The sequence below is a fragment of the Bacillus sp. EB106-04-02-XG92 genome (genome assembly GCF_058791995.1).
Map to the genome: position 1 here is coordinate 354,785 of NZ_JBYTEA010000003.1, position 16,507 is coordinate 371,291.

Annotated in this window: 21 protein-coding genes, 2 pseudogenes and 1 riboswitch; of the genes and pseudogenes, 20 read left to right on the forward strand and 3 right to left on the reverse strand. The window is 34.2% G+C overall.

Translation table 11 applies throughout. From position 1 onward, the window contains the following. Positions 1-77 precede the first annotated feature (77 nt). Together AC3WVA_RS10715 and AC3WVA_RS10720 are read left to right on the forward strand one after the other, a co-directional pair. On the forward strand, positions 78-611 hold the full coding sequence (locus tag AC3WVA_RS10715) for a DinB family protein (protein WP_000941973.1): 534 nt from the start codon (positions 78-80) through the stop codon (positions 609-611). 100 nt (positions 612-711) lie between these two features. Next, positions 712-828, forward strand: a complete 117-nt coding sequence (locus AC3WVA_RS10720) for a DUF6254 family protein (RefSeq protein ID WP_000038254.1) — start codon at positions 712-714, stop codon at positions 826-828. An 11-nt stretch (positions 829-839) separates the two neighbouring features. Here the strand turns inward: AC3WVA_RS10720 and kinB are convergent, their stop codons facing one another. Then, positions 840-2,048, reverse strand: a complete 1,209-nt coding sequence (kinB, locus tag AC3WVA_RS10725) for a sporulation sensor histidine kinase KinB (RefSeq protein WP_098521113.1) — start codon at positions 2,046-2,048, stop codon at positions 840-842. 207 nt (positions 2,049-2,255) lie between these two features. After that, positions 2,256-2,299, forward strand: a riboswitch (PreQ1 riboswitch). 93 nt (positions 2,300-2,392) lie between these two features. Here kinB and queC point away from each other — a divergent pair. Genes queC through queF form a run of 4 tightly spaced genes read left to right on the forward strand, consistent with a single transcriptional unit; the run spans position 2,393 to position 4,771 of the window. After that, entirely contained in the window at positions 2,393-3,055 is a 663-nt protein-coding gene (gene queC, locus AC3WVA_RS10730) for a 7-cyano-7-deazaguanine synthase QueC (RefSeq protein WP_000711595.1), read from the forward strand. Further along, entirely contained in the window at positions 3,055-3,546 is a 492-nt protein-coding gene (queD, locus tag AC3WVA_RS10735) for a 6-carboxytetrahydropterin synthase QueD (protein WP_048526811.1), read from the forward strand. Before queC ends, queD begins: the two co-directional genes overlap by 1 nt. After that, a complete protein-coding gene (gene queE / locus AC3WVA_RS10740; protein ID WP_048526812.1) occupies positions 3,539-4,255 on the forward strand; it encodes a 7-carboxy-7-deazaguanine synthase QueE in 717 nt (238 codons plus the stop codon). Before queD ends, queE begins: the two co-directional genes overlap by 8 nt. Before the next feature lie 18 nt (positions 4,256-4,273). Then, positions 4,274-4,771: a preQ(1) synthase gene (gene queF / locus AC3WVA_RS10745; protein WP_000918895.1), complete on the forward strand. Its 498-nt coding sequence runs from the start codon at positions 4,274-4,276 to the stop codon at positions 4,769-4,771. A 55-nt stretch (positions 4,772-4,826) separates the two neighbouring features. On the opposite strand, the gene AC3WVA_RS10750 is transcribed toward queF, so the two are convergent. Further along, a complete protein-coding gene (locus AC3WVA_RS10750; RefSeq protein WP_001165081.1) occupies positions 4,827-5,012 on the reverse strand; it encodes a YkvS family protein in 186 nt (61 codons plus the stop codon). Between the two features lie 263 nt (positions 5,013-5,275). Between AC3WVA_RS10750 and AC3WVA_RS10755 the strand changes: the two genes are divergently transcribed. Next, positions 5,276-5,431 (forward strand): hypothetical protein, encoded by a 156-nt coding sequence (locus tag AC3WVA_RS10755; protein ID WP_048526814.1) that lies wholly within the window; start codon positions 5,276-5,278, stop codon positions 5,429-5,431. A gap of 88 nt (positions 5,432-5,519) precedes the next feature. Beyond that, on the forward strand, positions 5,520-6,122 hold the full coding sequence (locus AC3WVA_RS10760; protein ID WP_048526815.1) for a histidine phosphatase family protein: 603 nt from the start codon (positions 5,520-5,522) through the stop codon (positions 6,120-6,122). Positions 6,123-6,157: 35 nt separating this feature from the next. Here the strand turns inward: AC3WVA_RS10760 and AC3WVA_RS10765 are convergent, their stop codons facing one another. Beyond that, positions 6,158-6,736, reverse strand: a complete 579-nt coding sequence (locus AC3WVA_RS10765) for a GNAT family N-acetyltransferase (RefSeq protein WP_098881112.1) — start codon at positions 6,734-6,736, stop codon at positions 6,158-6,160. A 245-nt stretch (positions 6,737-6,981) separates the two neighbouring features. Here AC3WVA_RS10765 and ykzS point away from each other — a divergent pair, with 245 nt between their 5' ends. From ykzS to AC3WVA_RS10825, 12 genes and pseudogenes are all read left to right on the forward strand, one after another. Next, positions 6,982-7,176, forward strand: coding sequence for a protein YkzS (gene ykzS, locus AC3WVA_RS10770; RefSeq protein WP_071758925.1), 195 nt, complete (start codon positions 6,982-6,984; stop codon positions 7,174-7,176). Positions 7,177-7,201: 25 nt separating this feature from the next. Beyond that, positions 7,202-7,519 carry a hypothetical protein gene (locus AC3WVA_RS10775; RefSeq protein ID WP_098344482.1) on the forward strand — a complete coding sequence of 106 codons (318 nt, stop codon included), beginning with the start codon at positions 7,202-7,204 and terminating at the stop codon, positions 7,517-7,519. A 475-nt stretch (positions 7,520-7,994) separates the two neighbouring features. Next, a complete protein-coding gene (gene nrdI / locus AC3WVA_RS10780; RefSeq protein WP_048526818.1) occupies positions 7,995-8,354 on the forward strand; it encodes a class Ib ribonucleoside-diphosphate reductase assembly flavoprotein NrdI in 360 nt (119 codons plus the stop codon). Continuing rightward, positions 8,341-9,105, forward strand: a pseudogene (locus tag AC3WVA_RS10785) (ribonucleoside-diphosphate reductase subunit alpha); the annotation flags it as partial. The gene nrdI and the pseudogene AC3WVA_RS10785, both read left to right, overlap by 14 nt. 243 nt (positions 9,106-9,348) lie before the next feature. After that, positions 9,349-10,110 (forward strand): group I intron GIY-YIG endonuclease, encoded by a 762-nt coding sequence (locus AC3WVA_RS10790; RefSeq protein ID WP_492321906.1) that lies wholly within the window; start codon positions 9,349-9,351, stop codon positions 10,108-10,110. A 97-nt stretch (positions 10,111-10,207) separates the two neighbouring features. Beyond that, a pseudogene (locus AC3WVA_RS10795) lies at positions 10,208-11,527 on the forward strand (ribonucleoside-diphosphate reductase subunit alpha); the annotation flags it as partial. Positions 11,528-11,621: 94 nt separating this feature from the next. Next, entirely contained in the window at positions 11,622-12,590 is a 969-nt protein-coding gene (gene nrdF, locus AC3WVA_RS10800; protein WP_048526819.1) for a class 1b ribonucleoside-diphosphate reductase subunit beta, read from the forward strand. Positions 12,591-12,806: 216 nt separating this feature from the next. Then, on the forward strand, positions 12,807-13,187 hold the full coding sequence (locus AC3WVA_RS10805) for a GntR family transcriptional regulator (protein ID WP_000687513.1): 381 nt from the start codon (positions 12,807-12,809) through the stop codon (positions 13,185-13,187). Next, positions 13,184-13,882: an ABC transporter ATP-binding protein gene (locus AC3WVA_RS10810; RefSeq protein WP_098344479.1), complete on the forward strand. Its 699-nt coding sequence runs from the start codon at positions 13,184-13,186 to the stop codon at positions 13,880-13,882. The genes AC3WVA_RS10805 and AC3WVA_RS10810 overlap by 4 nt, the downstream gene beginning before the upstream one ends. Continuing rightward, on the forward strand, positions 13,879-14,673 hold the full coding sequence (locus AC3WVA_RS10815; protein ID WP_098344478.1) for an ABC transporter permease: 795 nt from the start codon (positions 13,879-13,881) through the stop codon (positions 14,671-14,673). Before AC3WVA_RS10810 ends, AC3WVA_RS10815 begins: the two co-directional genes overlap by 4 nt. Positions 14,674-14,687: 14 nt before the next feature. Beyond that, positions 14,688-15,590: an ABC transporter ATP-binding protein gene (locus tag AC3WVA_RS10820; protein WP_098344477.1), complete on the forward strand. Its 903-nt coding sequence runs from the start codon at positions 14,688-14,690 to the stop codon at positions 15,588-15,590. Beyond that, the gene (locus AC3WVA_RS10825) at positions 15,590-16,366 is read left to right on the forward strand and encodes an ABC transporter permease (RefSeq protein ID WP_098521118.1); all 777 of its coding nucleotides are present in this window, start codon (positions 15,590-15,592) and stop codon (positions 16,364-16,366) included. The genes AC3WVA_RS10820 and AC3WVA_RS10825 overlap by 1 nt, the downstream gene beginning before the upstream one ends. Positions 16,367-16,507: the final 141 nt, after the last annotated feature.

Here is a 16,507-nt window from a genome sequence, read left to right on the forward strand (position 1 = left end):
AAGAAAATTCAGAATAGTAAAGAGGTGTTTCTAATAAGGAGCACCTCTTTTCACCAACAAAAAGGGGGGAAAGAAGTATGCTTCAATCTAATATGGATGTGAGTTTAGAAAGTTTGGTGAACTCATTACAGTCTACTCGAAGCACGCTATTATCAGAAATTGAAATGTTAAATGATACAGAAGTGAATGTAAAGCCACGCCGTGATAAATGGAGTATTATTCAAATTTTGCATCACTTGCATTTAGTTGAACAATCTGTGACGTCTGCCCTTGTATATGCTTTACAAAAAAACGAAAGAAACACGACTCCATTTAAAGACCTCCAACTTACACTTGATCGCACACATAAACGAGAAGCTCCTCAGCAGATGAAACCAACAGAAACGTTAATGAAAAAACAGCAAGGAATTCAATTACTAGAACATTCACGACAAGAACTATTACACGCGCTTCATAGTGTGATAGATGAAAAAGATTTATTTGAAAATGGATTAAAGCATCCTGTTTTTAATGATTTGAATTTGTATCAGTGGGTTCAATTTCTTGATTTGCATGAACAAAGACATCTTACGCAGTTAAAAGAGGCGAAACACGCAATTTTACAAAGATAATTAGGAAGAAGTGGGAGACCACTTCTTTTTTGATATGTGCATAGTTTTCTTTCTTATTTTGGAATACTACATGGAGAAAGGAAAGAAGGAGTTGAAAAGTATGTCCAAGAAAAAGAAAGAAGAAGAGCGCGCTTGGAAAGCACGTAAAGAAAATCAAAAACCACATGGAAAAGTGAAAGCTTTTGCTGAATTAGTTGAAGGAACAGAAAAAACGTGATGATTATTTCATCACGTTTTTTGTATGAGTGGAAAAGTTAATAAGAAGGTTGTACCGATTCCTTTTTCACTTATAATATCAATTTTTCCATTCATAGCTTGAACTACACTGAATACGACCATCATTCCAAGACCAGTACCTTTCTCTTTCGTTGAGTAGAAAGGGGATCCAAGGCGTTTTACTTGTTCTTGATCCATACCAACTCCTGTATCTTTTATATATAACTGAATATGCTTATGATCAGGAACTAATGTGAAATAAAGATCACCGCCTTTTGGCATGGCCTCAATGCAGTTTTTTAAAATATTTAACAAGCATTGATTTAGTTTTTGTTTTTCTCCCGCGATAAAAAAAGAAGTGCTTTGCTTTATATAATGTGTACGCACATTTGCTAAATTAGCAAGCGGTGTAATTAACGATAATGCATGTAGTAGTTCTTCTTCTAACTGTAATCTTTGTTCTTTTTCAATACTTGGTTTTGCAAAGGTTAAATAATCTGTAAGAACGTGGTTTGCTTGTTCGATTCCGTTGATGGCTATGTCAATATATAATTTTCGCTCCTGCTCAGTACATGTATCTGATTGTAAAAGTTGCAAAAATCCTTTCGTTGAAGTTAATGGATTGCGAATTTCATGAGAGATAGACGCTGCCATTTCACCAATTAAATGAAATTTTTCAGCATTCATAAGTTCGTTTTGGAGACGCACTTGAGTTTGTAATATGTGTAGTAAATATAAAATAAGGATTGTACCAAGTATCGTACATAACTCATACACAATAATATGTGGTATATAATCAGCCTTGTTTGTAACCTTTGAAAGGAAGAAAGGTATCCAACTAAATCCGTATGTGAGACTGTAGATAATAGCAAGTATTATTTTTATACGATTAGAAGTTCGATTGAAAAATTTGTATGTAAATAATAGGACAATAAATAGAAGGATAGAACCGATAATCGATGGGAAAACACCTATTCCTCCTAATAAGAAGCGGTATATATTTAATACAACTAATATAGATCCACCAGCAATAGGACCTCCGGTTAATGTACCGACAATTAATACGATATGACGCATATCAAATTGAAATCCATAATTTGTTTTTGCTGCGAAAGTGATACATAGTATAGTAACGAGGCAACATAATACAATAAATATTGCTGAATTTAATTTAGGAGAACGTTTCCCTTTTTGATTCCAAAATAAATGGTATACGAGCATTGTAACAAGGATGAATAATATATTTAAAAAGAGATAAATAATAAAGGGTTTCAGTGGGATGCCTCCTCTCTTCTCACATTAAATTAATCATACTATAAAATGAAAGAAATGAAATGAGAAATGGCGGAAAAATCAGAAATTTTTTCTGGTAGTATACAATATGTTACAATAACCTTTGTCAATGAAAGAAGGAATTCCGTGCAATGCACGGGAGAGGTTCGCGAACTCCCTCTATAAAAAACTATGGAAACAACAATATCTTTAGGTATTGTTTTGTTTTTTTATTGTGACAGTTCAAGAACGTTCTTTCTTCTTATTCGTAGTAGAGAAGGAGAATGAGTGAAATGAAAAAAGAAAAGGCAGTTGTTGTTTTTAGTGGAGGACAAGATAGTACGACATGTTTATTTTGGGCAATAGAGCAGTTTGCAGAAGTAGAGGCTGTAACGTTTAATTACAATCAACGTCATAAGCTAGAAATTGATTGTGCAGCGGAAATTGCAAAAGAGCTAGGAATTAAACATACGGTACTAGATATGAGTCTATTAAATCAACTTGCTCCAAATGCGTTAACAAGAACGGATATGGAGATTACACATGAAGAAGGGGAATTGCCATCGACGTTTGTAGATGGACGAAATTTACTATTCTTATCATTTGCTGCTGTATTAGCAAAACAAGTAGGAGCACGTCATATTGTAACGGGTGTATGTGAAACTGATTTTAGTGGTTATCCAGATTGCCGTGACGTGTTTGTGAAATCGTTAAACGTTACTTTAAATTTATCCATGGATTATCCGTTTGTAATTCATACACCGCTTATGTGGATTGATAAAGCGGAAACATGGAAATTATCAGATGAACTTGGAGCATTCGAGTTTGTTCGAGAAAAAACATTAACATGTTATAACGGAATCATTGGTGATGGTTGCGGTGAATGTCCAGCATGTCAGCTTCGTAAAGCAGGATTAGATACGTATTTACAAGAACGCGAAGGAGCAAATAACTAATGGATAATTTCTTTGGATTTCGCATCGTAGAAAATTTGCAAAAAATGGACAAGGATATTCAGCGTAAACAGCTTAAATATCATAATAAAAGAGTAATGGTCAGCAAGGAATTTACATTTGATGCAGCACACCATTTACACTGTTATGAAGGGAAATGTAAAAACTTACACGGTCACACATATAAAGTTGTATTTGGGATTAGTGGGTATGTAAATGAAATAGGTCTTGCGATTGACTTTGGAGATATAAAAGAAATTTGGAAGAATGAAATAGAAATTTATTTAGACCATCGTTATTTAAACGAAACGTTACCAGCGATGAATACGACTGCTGAAAATATGGTCGTTTGGATTTACGAGAAGATGGCAGAAGCATTAATAAAAGATAATCGTGTGAACGAATATAAAGGAGCTCGTGTTGAATTTGTTCGTCTATTTGAGACGCCAACTAGTTATGCGGAAGTAAGACGGGAGTGGATGCTCGATGAGTAAAATCCCTGTCTTAGAAATATTTGGTCCGACTATTCAAGGTGAAGGAATGGTTGTAGGACAAAAGACGATGTTTATCCGTACAGCTGGCTGTGATTATAGTTGTGCTTGGTGTGATTCTGCTTTTACGTGGGATGGATCGGCTAAAGATCAAATTAGACAGATGACAGCAGAGGACGTTTGGAATGAGCTTGTAGAAATTGGTGGGGAAAATTTTTCTCATGTTACGATTTCAGGTGGAAATCCGGCATTGCTGAAAAATATTGAGTTTCTCCTTTCTATATTAAAAGAGAATGGAATGCGAACGGCAATCGAAACGCAAGGGAGTAAATGGCAAGACTGGTTACTTCAAATTGATGAGATAACAATTTCTCCAAAACCACCAAGTTCGGCAATGAATACTGATTTTCAAAAGTTAGATGATGTAATTCAGAAACTAGCAGGAAAAGATATTAGTTTAAAGGTAGTAGTATTTGACGATTATGACTTCGAGTATGCAGTTAAGATGCATGAACGTTATCCAGATGTACCATTCTTCTTACAAGTAGGGAATGATGATACAAAAACTGTGGATGATGCGATGTTGATTAAAAAGCTATTAGATAAGTATGAGTGGCTTATTGAAAAAGCAGTTAACTGTAAAGAAATGAATAATGCAAAAGTATTGCCGCAGCTTCATGCGTTAGTATGGGGAAATAAACGCGGAGTATAATGAGAAGGGATGTTTAAAATGGCAGGAAGATTAGATGAAGATTTAAAAGATGTAACATTATTAGGAAATCAAAATACAAAATATTTATTTGAATATAGCCCAGAAATTTTAGAGGTATTTGATAACAATCATCCAAACCGTGATTATTTTGTTAAATTCAATTGTCCTGAATTTACAAGCTTATGTCCGAAAACAGGCCAACCAGATTTTGCAACAATTTATATTAGCTACATTCCAGAACAAAGAATGGTAGAGAGTAAATCTTTAAAGCTATATTTATTTAGTTTCCGCAATCACGGTGACTTCCACGAAGATTGCATGAACGTTATTATGAATGACTTAATTAAATTAATGGATCCACGTTACATTGAGGTATGGGGTAAATTCACTCCGCGTGGAGGGATTTCAATTGATCCTTACTGCAACTACGGTCGCCCAGGGACGAAATATGAACAAATGGCAGACTATCGCATGATGAACCATGATCTATATCCAGAAACAATTGATAATCGTTAATATATAATAGAAAGAAAGGATCTGTATGCCATACAGATCCTTTCTTTCTATTATATTATGCATTTTGATTAATGACAGTATAGTTTTTATGGCTTACAACTGTAAGAGGTTCCATATCTAGTTCTCTAAAATTTTCCATAATTGTTATATCTACAATAACGGAGTTTTGATTTACTTTTTGAACACGGCCTTGCATTCCACCTTTAAATTCAATGATATCTCCAGTTTCTGCGATCTGCATAAGCAACTCTCCTTGTTACAGTTTTCCAAAAAAAGAATAATTTTGGGTTTTTTATTTCCTCTTATTTTGAACCATATTTTCTATTTTGTAAATGTTTCCAAAGTAAAAATTCGAAAAATATTCACTTTTTGTAAGAAAATATGCAAGAATGTCATGTTATTAGAAAAAAAGAAAGGTTTAAATGCAGACATCTTTATATAGGGGTATAATAAAAAAATATACAATAACCTACTAAAGTGGGAGAAATTAGAGGCGGTAAAATGATGTTTGAATTTGTGGGGAGTGTTATAGCGTTAACTTTATTTGTATTTTCTTATATAAATTTAAAAAAGATTCGTCATCATGAAACGACTACATATTTTGATGGGATGGATGGAGTACATGCTGGGGTCACGTATGAGAGTAGCGGGGATATGTAAAGCTGTATAACTTTCTTTTTTTGCGTGGTATGATATGTAAAAATAGTACATAATAGAGTTCGTAAGTGATGAATGGAGAGTGGAAAGAATGAAGATTTCTTTTATTCGTCATGGTCGCTTAGATCGTACTATAGAACCAATGACGGTTACATCCTTTCATGAATGGATGAAAGGATATGACTTACATACTATAATAGAAAAAGCACCTATACCAATGGAAACAAGAGAAGCGGTTGAGGGAGCAAAATTGATTGTAACGAGTGATCAAAGGTGTGCTGTACAGTCAGCAGCTGAATTAGTGGATTCTTTATCCTTTATCCAAAATTCTCTTTTTAGGGAAGCTGAAATTCCGACGAGTTTTTATGCTCCAAAATGGTTGAAGTGTAAACCTAACGTATGGATGTTTATCGGACGAACATTATGGATACTTGGTTACCATAAAGATGTTGAGTCTTATAAGGAAGTAAGAGAGAGAGCAAAGCAAGCGGCTTACGTATTACACCGTTACGCTCTCGTACATGGAAGTGTTGCTCTTGTAGGTCATAATTATGTGAATGTAATGATTGGTGCGGAACTGAGAGCGATAGGATGGTCTGGTACGCCTATTTTGCACAGAGAGCCATGGGGATGTACAACATATACGTTCCACGAAGCGATGAATGGGAATGTATTGAATACGAATTTAACATAAGAGCACACGATTTATATAAATCGTGTGCTTTCTTTTTAAGAGATAGAAATTTTGATGTTTAATGGTTTTACGAGATGCGCATAAGGTTCGCCTACGAGCATAACGATTTGATCTTTTTTGTAACCTAGTTTTTCGTATAGTGAATAGGCACGTTTGTTTTCTAAATTAACAAGTAATGCGATTTTTTCATGCTCCTTTTCAGTTGCATGGATTTCAGCAGCTTCAATTAATTTAGAACCGATCCCTTTTCCGCCATGTGCACTTGAAACGGATAAAGTATCAATGTAATATTCATCAAGTTCAGCTTCTTTTTCTAACGTAATCGATTCATCTTTATGTAATTCTCTTAAGTGATGTACAATTGGTGCATCAAGCGTTGTTGCTTCACTACCGTGATAAGCGACAATAACTCCAACTGCATCCCCGTCTTGCTCATATACAAAACAGTTTTCATAGCTCAGTCGATTTCTCTCTTTTGAGAACCATGTTTCAAGTCCTAGTAATACTTCTGTCTCAACTGTGCTACCTGTGATTTTTTCAGCAATTTCGTGCAGAGCGTTATACAATAAAGGTGCTACCAGTTTCGCATCTGTCTTTTTTGCTTTCCGAATCATAGTATCCCTCCTAGTTCTATTTATATATTGTAGCATAGTGGTATGGAATTTTGCATAATTGAATGTCGAAATGATTGATATAGAGAAGTAGCTATGTTAGTATATGATATTTAGTGGACATATACTAAAGAGATCTTTTTTGAAAAATAATGAAAATGAAATAAAGGTATAGCACCTGGATAATTTTACAGTTGTTGACCTATAAAATATACGATAAAATAAAATATTGCATAGAGGTGAAATACATGGATAAAGAATTAGCAAATACAATTTTGGATCAGCTGAAAAATGGTGAAATAAAGGAGTATGTTGTTACGAAAGATGTATTTTATACGTTCAGAGAAGTTTTAGTAAGTCGAGAAGATTTTAAACATTTCATTGGTAACGCACAGCGCGGCGGACAAGTAATTTATACATATTCAGAAACGCCACGTTCGTAACTAGAAGAATATAGGGAGGAGAATTATGGGCGATTTTAAACAAGGCATATTACCGCATTGGGATTATATGTGGAAAGATAGAGCCGGCAATAGGTTTATGGGGATGGTCATGTATCCAGAGAAACGAAAGTGTTCGGCAAAAATGCTTCAGAAAATAAAAAGAGCATATGAAGAGGCTGTAGAAATTAAAGTAACTGTACAGGTTCAACATACATATCAGTATGTAGAAGGAATGATTGTGTACTTTGATGAAGAAGCTCCTGTATGTACAATGATTGATAAAGATGAAAACCCACATCATATATTTGTAAAAGATATTTTGCGTATTGAGCACTCTGCATAATCTTTTCATAAATAAGTTAAATTTCCATAATAATAATCTTTTTCTATAATAGTTATCTTTTAGTATGTAACGCGAACCGAAAGTATATGTATAATATTTAATAAAGTAAAATTGATAAATGTAATCGTTTTTTAGAACAGATTATCGTTTCATGTCTGTTCTTTTTTGCGTGATGCTGGAGAAATATATTCCTCCAGCATTTGCCGTTTTATGACAAAATATATTGGTAACTTTTTTAAAAATAAGGTTAAATTCGTTGACAACTTTTTTGAAAAGCACTTTATTGACATGAGTTTTAGAATGTTGTTTCATAGTCATTGTATTGAAAAAAATCGACTGTCTTGTCGAAAAGTAAAAGTTAAAAAAAGAAAGAATTTATACATATATCTTGTGTCTTATTTTGAAACGTAATACAATATATAGAGAAATCAAGAACAACATACAGAGAGTATAGATTGGAGAGGGAGGGTCGGAAATGTTAGTTGCATATGATTCTATGACAGGAAACGTGAAGCGTTTCATTCACAAATTAAATATGCCGGCCGTTCAAATTGGTGAAGATCTAGTAATAGATGAAGACTTTGTTTTAATTACGTATACAACAGGTTTTGGCAATGTACCAGAACGTGTTTTAGAATTTTTAGAGCGCAATAATGAAAAATTAAAAGGCGTATCTGCAAGCGGCAATCGTAACTGGGGAGACATGTTCGGTGCAAGTGCTGACAAAATTTCTGCTAAATATGAAGTGCCTATTGTATCAAAATTTGAGTTATCAGGAACAAATAACGATGTAGAATATTTTAAGGAAAGGGTGCGGGAGATTGCGACACATTGAACTGAATAATGAAATCACGCAAATGCAGGACGGTTTTTATCAGCTTCATAAAGATAAAGAGGCATTAGAAGTCTTTATGGAAGAAGCTAGAGAGAATACCGTTCATTTTAATAGCGTGGCAGAGCGAATGGAGTATATGAAAGAACATGATTACTATTACAACGTTCTGGACGAGTATAACTTGGAGGAAGTAGAAGAGGTATATAACATCGCTTATGGTGAAAACTTCGAGTTCCAATCTTATATGGCAGCATCTAAGTTCTACAAAGATTATGCGTTAAAAACAAATGATCAAAAACAATACTTAGAAAGCTATGAAGATCGTGTAGCAATTGTGTCATTATACTTAGGACGCGGTGATGTTGCGAAGGCAAAACAATTCGCAAGCATGATTGTAAAACAAAACTACCAACCAGCGACACCAACCTTTTTAAATGCGGGAAGAAGCAGAAGAGGAGAAATGGTGTCTTGTTTCTTGTTAGAGATGGATGATAGCTTAAATTCAATCGGCTTTAACATTAATACTGCAATGCAATTATCGAAAATCGGCGGTGGAGTAGCTTTAAACTTATCTAAGCTACGCGCACGCGGTGAGCAAATTAAAGGTATCGATAATGCAGCAAGTGGTGTAGTACCTGTTATGAAATTACTTGAAGATTCGTTTTCATATGCAAATCAGCTTGGCCAACGAAAAGGTGCCGGCGCAGTATATTTAAACATTTTCCATTGGGATATTATTGAATTCTTGGATTAATTGGTAGTCCCTCTATACAGTAATGTGTATGAGAAAACCTTGTGAACCTAACCAATAGGGTGTCGCATTAGCGGCTAACGGTATCAGTTGAATAAGGGGTAAAAGAAAAAGAACCCGCGAAGAAGCTGACTAAGAGAGCCTACGGTCCATGTATGTGGATAGCAGGTAATACCGTGCCAAGCTTGAAAGAAATGCTATTTGGGTGAAGTGGAATCTTATATTCACCGGAGGCGAGATTCCATGAATTGTGGAATTTATTTGATAATTAATAAGGAAAATAGGAAGTTTTATATTGGCAGTTCTAATAATTTTAAAGTACGATTTAAAACTCATAGAAATCAATTAAATGCTAATCGGCATCATAGTAAACATTTACAAGCAGCCTGGAATTTATATGGTGAGAATAAATTTGAGTTTAAAGGGATAATCGATTTACCTGAGGATAAGCTTATTCTTCATAAGATTGAGCAAAGTTTATTAAGTCAGTATTATGGAAAACCGTATTGCTATAATGGACATCCTATCGCTAGAGGTGGGGCGTTGAGTGGAGAAAAGAACCATATGTATGGGAAAACGCACTCAAAGGAAGTAAAAAAATTCCTTTCTGAAATTAATACTGGCCCTAATAATTATTGGTATGATAAACCTCAACATATGGAGAATATGAGATCTAAGATTACTAAACGATTTCATGGTAGAAAGCATACCGATGAAACAAAAGAAAAAATGTCTAAATCTAGTAAAGGTAAAAAACATACAAAAGAAACATGTATGAAGATAAGTAAAGCTCAAAAACACCAATATAACTCTGGAAGAGAAAAGCAAAAAAAGCCGATTGTTATAAATGACATTTACTATGAGTCTTTAGCGGAGGCAGGACGAGCATTTAATGTGCCTGCTAATACGATAAAATATAGAGTGCTATCAAATAACTTCCCTAATTATCAATACTTTCAAGAAGGTGTAGAGACTATCGAACGCACGTCATTAGACGAAAGCTAGTAGAGTAGGCTGGAAATAGGTACCAGTCGAAGTGCAAGGCAACCAGTTACAGGTTGATGATATAGTCCAACCTTCATAGAAATATGAAGACGAGTTGACCAAAAAAATAAATGCCGACGAGAAGAGCCGTATTCAGTCTCTATCAATCGGAATTATCGTTCCAAGTAAGTTCTTTGAGCTTGCTGAGAAAAACGAACCTTTCCATGTTTTCGCGCCTTATACGGTGTATAAAGAATATGGCAAGCATTTAGATGATATTGATATCGATGAAATGTACGATGAATTAATGAGCAATCCGAAAGTGAAGAAGAAGCCGCTAGATATTAGTGCGCGTGATATGCTTATTAAAATTGCTATGATTCAGCTTGAGTCAGGTTATCCGTACTTAATGTTTAAATCAAATGCAAATAACCAACATCCACTGAAGGATATTGGAACTGTGAAGATGTCGAACTTGTGTACAGAAATCTTCCAGCTACAAGAAACTTCTGAAATAAATGATTACGGTACAGATGACATTATCCGTCGTGATATTAACTGTAACTTAGGATCGTTAAATATCGTAAACGTAATGGAAAATAAAGAAATTCGTGAAGCAGTTCATGCGGGAATGGAAGCTTTAACAGCTGTTTCTGATATGACAATCATTCCGAATGCACCGACTGTGAAAAAAGCAAATGATGAGCTTCATTCAGTTGGGCTTGGCGCAATGAACTTACACGGATACTTAGCAAAAAATAAAATCGCTTATGAAAGTGCAGAAGCGAAAGAGTTTGCTCGTACATTCTTTATGATGTTAAATTACTACTCTATTGAGAAAAGTATGGAAATCGCTAAAGAAAAAGGCGAAACATTTAAAGACTTCGATAAGTCTGATTATGCGAACGGCACATACTTTGAAAAGTATGAAACGACAGATTATAGCCCAGTAACTGAAAAAGTTCAGGAATTATTTGAAGGAATTCATATTCCAACAAAAGAAGATTGGACAAGTTTAAAAGAGCAAGTACAGAAGAATGGTTTATACAACTCATATCGTCTTGCTATCGCTCCTACGCAATCAATCAGTTACGTTCAAAATGCAACTTCAAGCGTAATGCCAATCGTAAGTCAAATCGAATCAAGAACATATGCAAATGCGACAACATATTATCCAATGCCGTATTTATCAAAAGATACGTTCTGGTACTATAAATCTTCTTACGATATGAATCAGTTTAAATTAATTGATTTAATTGCAGAAATTCAAGAACATATTGACCAAGGAATTAGTACAATTCTTTACGTTAATAGTGATATTTCAACGCGTGAATTAGCACGTTACTACATCTATGCACATAAAAAAGGCTTAAAGAGTCTGTATTATACGAGAACACGTAAGTTAAGCGTGGAAGAGTGTGTGGCTTGTACCGTTTAATATAAAAAGTAAGACATGATGAGCAGGGTTTTTCTGAACCCTGCTCATGCTCAGTTATTAATTTTTCATGTTTATTTAGAGAAGGGGCGATTGAATGCGTGCGGTAAACTGGAACAAAAAAGAAGATGATTTTAGTTTAATGTTTTGGAAGCAAAACATCGCTCAGTTTTGGACAGAAGAAGAAATCGCAGTGTCTTCTGACAAAAATACTTGGGTGCAATTATCAAAAGAAGAGCAAATTGCTTATAAGCGTGTATTAGGTGGTTTAACACTTTTAGATACGAAGCAAGGCGGCGAAGGGATGCCTCTTGTACTTGTTCATCTTGAAAATTTACAAGCGAAAAGTGTATTAGCTTTCATGGGTGCTATGGAAGAAGTACATGCAAAGAGTTACAGTCATATTTTCACAACGTTAGCTACTGAAGAAGAAATCGATGATATTTTTGACTGGGTAGATAATCATCCGTTACTTGAGAAAAAGGCTGGTATTATTACGAGTTACTATCGTCGTTTATTAAAGCCTGAAGTAACGAAAAAAGAGTTATATATGGCAATGGTAGCAAGTGTGTTCCTAGAAAGTTACTTATTCTATAGTGGATTCTTCTATCCGCTTTACTTAGCTGGTCAAGGAAAACTAACAGCAAGTGGTGAGATTATTAACTTAATAATTCGTGATGAGTCAATTCACGGCGTATTCGTCGGTATTTTAGCACAACAAATCTTCGCGGAACTTTCTGCAGAAGATCAACAAGAAGTGCAAAAAGAAACGCAAGAGTTATTAATGGAACTATATGAAATCGAAATGGCATACACAGAAGAAATTTACACTTCTATCGGTCTTGTAGAAGATGTAAATCGTTTCGTTCGTTACAATGCGAATAAAGGACTTATGAACTTAGGACTTGAGCCGAAGTTTGAAGAAGAAGAAATTAACCCAATCGTTTTAAATGGATTACGTACAGATACGAAAAACCATGATTTCTTCTCTGTAAAAGGAAATGGTTACGTAAAAGCGACGAACGTTGAAAAGTTATCGGATGATGACTTCGTGTTTAATTTTTAATATATGATTATAAAGAAAAGCTGTCTTATTCATTAATAAGACAGCTTTTCTTTATGATTTTGTTTACATAACACTATTATTTTTGTATAACGATGTTTGTTTGAAAAGTTCTATCCGGCTAAAGGATAGAACTTTTTTGTAATTAAATGGGTATTTACAATCCTTTTGTATCAGTGTATTATTTAACTAGTACACCGATACAAAAGGAGGGAAGAAATGAAAATAGAGTTTTCTCCAAATACACCAATTTACATTCAGGTAATGGAATACATAAAAAAAGAAATCGTAACAGGACATTTATTGCCTGGTGATAAAATTCCCTCTGTACGTGAGTTAGCGAGTGAATTACAAGTAAATCCAAATACGATTCAGCGTACATTTCAAGAGCTAGAACGAGATGGGGTTGTTGTAACGCGTAGAGGAATGGGACGATATGTAACGAATGAAGGGGAGAAAATTATGGAGCTGCGAAAAGAGATGGCGAAAGAATTACTTCACTCTTTTATAGATGGAATGGACAATTTAGGTTTTTCAGAAGAAGAAATTCTTACAATTCTTCGTTCTTCATTACATGAGAAAAGGGAGGAGAGCGAATGACAGAGTTATTAAAAATAGAAAACTTATGGAAGAGATACGGGTTAAAAGCAGTGATCCGTGAATTAAACATAGAGATTACGGAAGGGAAAATTATAGGGCTCGCTGGAGATAACGGAAGCGGAAAAACGACGTTATTGAAAATGATTGCCGGTCTGCAGCATCCTTCCGAAGGGAGTATTACAATCGCTGGTAAAAAGGTCGGATTGGAAACGAAAGAAATTGTTTCTTTTATGTCGGATAAACCAGTATTTGATAATTGGATGACGGTAAAAGATTCTTTATTTTTCTATCGAGATTTTTATAAAGATTTCGACATTCAAAAAGCGGTAGATACGATTGCGGAATTTAAAATACCGTTAGAAGAAAAAATTACAGCTTTATCAAAAGGGATGGTTGAAAAGCTACAAATTATTTTAACATTTTCAAGGAAAGCGAAGTTATACGTACTAGATGAACCGCTTGGCGGGATTGATCTCGTTTCTAGGGAACATGTACTGGAACTTATTTTACAGTTTTATCGTGAAGATTGTACGATACTAATCGCGACTCATTTAATAAATGAAGTTGAAAATATTTTTGATGAAGTAATCTTTTTAAAAGATGGGGAAATTGTATTGTATGAAAATGTAGAGGAACTACGTTTCCAACGAGGAAAAGCTGTTACGGATTTGTTTAAGGAGGTGTTTAGTAGATGAAAGCCAGTTTAATATATATGTACAATGCGAATAAAAAACAAATTTTCATTTCGTTATTGTCATTCATATTTATTGTAGCTGTCGCTTTTGTAAGTATGGGGAATTATATTAAACAAGAATCAGGAGAAGTAAGGCAAATGATTACAATTGCTTTAGTATTCTTAGTTTATTTAATTTTTGCGGTATTAGTATTTCTGCAGGCGATGTCTGCTTTTGGGAAAATGACTGAAAGTAAATTATTTCGGTTAACACCGATATCTGGTAAAAAAATTATTTTAGCAATATTGTCATATGCAGCAATTAGCTTAATGTGTTTTGAATTAATAGGTGCTATGTTTTTCTATGGTATTTCGATGAAAGTAATAAAAGGTACAGAACTCCATGAATTGTTATTCACCGAAAGTACACTTACACTAGATATGGTAAAGCAGTTATTTAGTAGCGTGTTATATGTATTTAATTTATTAAGTATATTGTTAGTCTTACTTTTTATAGTAGCTGGAGTTAAAATATTTTCTTTGAAAAAGAAAAAAATGGAGTATGTAATTATTTTCTTCTTATTTTTACTAGTAACGAAAGTAATCAATCTGATATATGAAATGCTGGGTCGACTTGCGCCTATACCTAATTTTATTAAAAAAATCGTTTATATAGATGAAACAATGGATATGAATCTTATATTATATCCAGAAAATTTTATAAATTTATATAGTATTGCTTTTTCAATCGGTATATTTGTTTTACTTGTTTATATAACCGGTCGCATAATCGACAAAAAACTAGAAGTCTAAAGGAGGAATGGGCATTGGGAAACGTAGTAGTAAAGTTAGAGAATGTTCGAAAAAAGATTGGTGGAACGGAAATTATTGGTGGTTTATCATTTGAAGTTCGTGAAGGGGAAGTGTACGGGTTTCTTGGACCGAACGGTAGCGGTAAAACGACGACAATTCGTATGATGACAGGCCTTATATCAATGACAGAGGGCGACATTACAATTTGTGGCCATAGTATTCGCACGGAGCGTGAAAAGGCACTAGAGCAAATTGGAGCGATCGTAGAAAATCCTGAACTATATGATTATATGACTGGAATGCAAAACTTAAAGCATTTTGCGAATATGGCAATTACACCAATTAGTAAAGAGCGCATTGCTGAGATTGTTAAGCTTGTTGAGTTAGAGCATGCGATTCATAAAAAAGTGAAAACATATTCACTTGGTATGAAACAACGTTTAGGAATTGCACAGGCATTACTTCATCAGCCGAAAATCTTAATTTTAGATGAGCCAACAAATGGATTAGATCCAGCTGGTATTCGCCAAATTCGTGATTATTTACAACGTTTAGCGAAGGAGGAGAATATTGCCGTAATCGTATCAAGTCACTTATTAAGTGAAATTGAACTTATGTGTGATCGCGTCGTTATTATTAAGCAAGGTGAGTTTGTACAAGAGTACAACTTACATGAACAAGCGAAACATGATGAGACAGTCGTCGTAGCGTTTGAAGTAGATCAAGTACAGAAAGCAAATGAGATCATTAAAGGTAAGTCGCAAGGAAATGTAATTGCAGTATCTGTAACGAAAGAGGAAATCCCGCAACTTGTAAAAAGACTTGTGAATGACGATGTGCTTGTATACGGAGTTACTGTTCAAAATAAAACGTTAGAGGATGAGTTCTTAGCGATTACAGGGGGAGTGAAAGCGTAATGTTTAAATTAATTCAAAATGAATTTTTAAAGTTACATGCGAAAAAGGGTATGTATATTTTAATTGGTGTCATTGCAGTATTGGAGATCTTGGGAGTTTTAGCGATGCTGAAATGGGGAGACGGAAGTGAATTTAAAGGATCATATTTAGATTTTGCAAGTTCAGATATTGGTTTAATTACTTTACTTGCAACAATTTTTGGTATTACGATTGCTACTCGTATGATTACTGATGAGTTCCAAAAAGGTACAATTAAGCAATTATTAATCCGTCCAAGAAAAAGAATTACCGTTTTATTCTCTAAATATATTACAGTATTACTTACTATAGTATTTATCATATTTGCTAACACGATCATTTCAATGATAATTGGCGGAATTGTAATGGATGGTAGTAAAACAGAATTAACGATAGGAATCGTAATGAAATCTACTTTATATCAAGTACTTTCACCGTTCTTCTTTGCGACGCTTGCATTTTTCTTAGCAAACGTATTTAGAAAGTCTGTATTACCATTAATTATTACGATGTTCCTCTTCTTTTTACAAGGACCAATTAATATGGTACTGATGATGTTTGCAAAAGGTGTAGCAAAGTTTGTAGTGTTTTTCCATTTAAATTTAAGTGTGTATGATAGCAATAAACTAGTAAGCGGCGGATCAGAACCGACATTTACAGAGTTTACATTTACAACTTCATTCTTACTTGTAGCTGCATACTTTGTTGTATTACTTGTAGCATCAAGTGCATTATTCCAAAAACGTGACGTATTATAATAAAAGAAATCCCCGCTTGTAAAAACGGGGATTTTTATTACATAACTTTCTCGTATATTTCAACTGCAAGAAAAGAATGATTACTATATATGTTGTTCGAAAGTATTTGAGAAAAATAGGAAGAATTTCAACTATATTCAT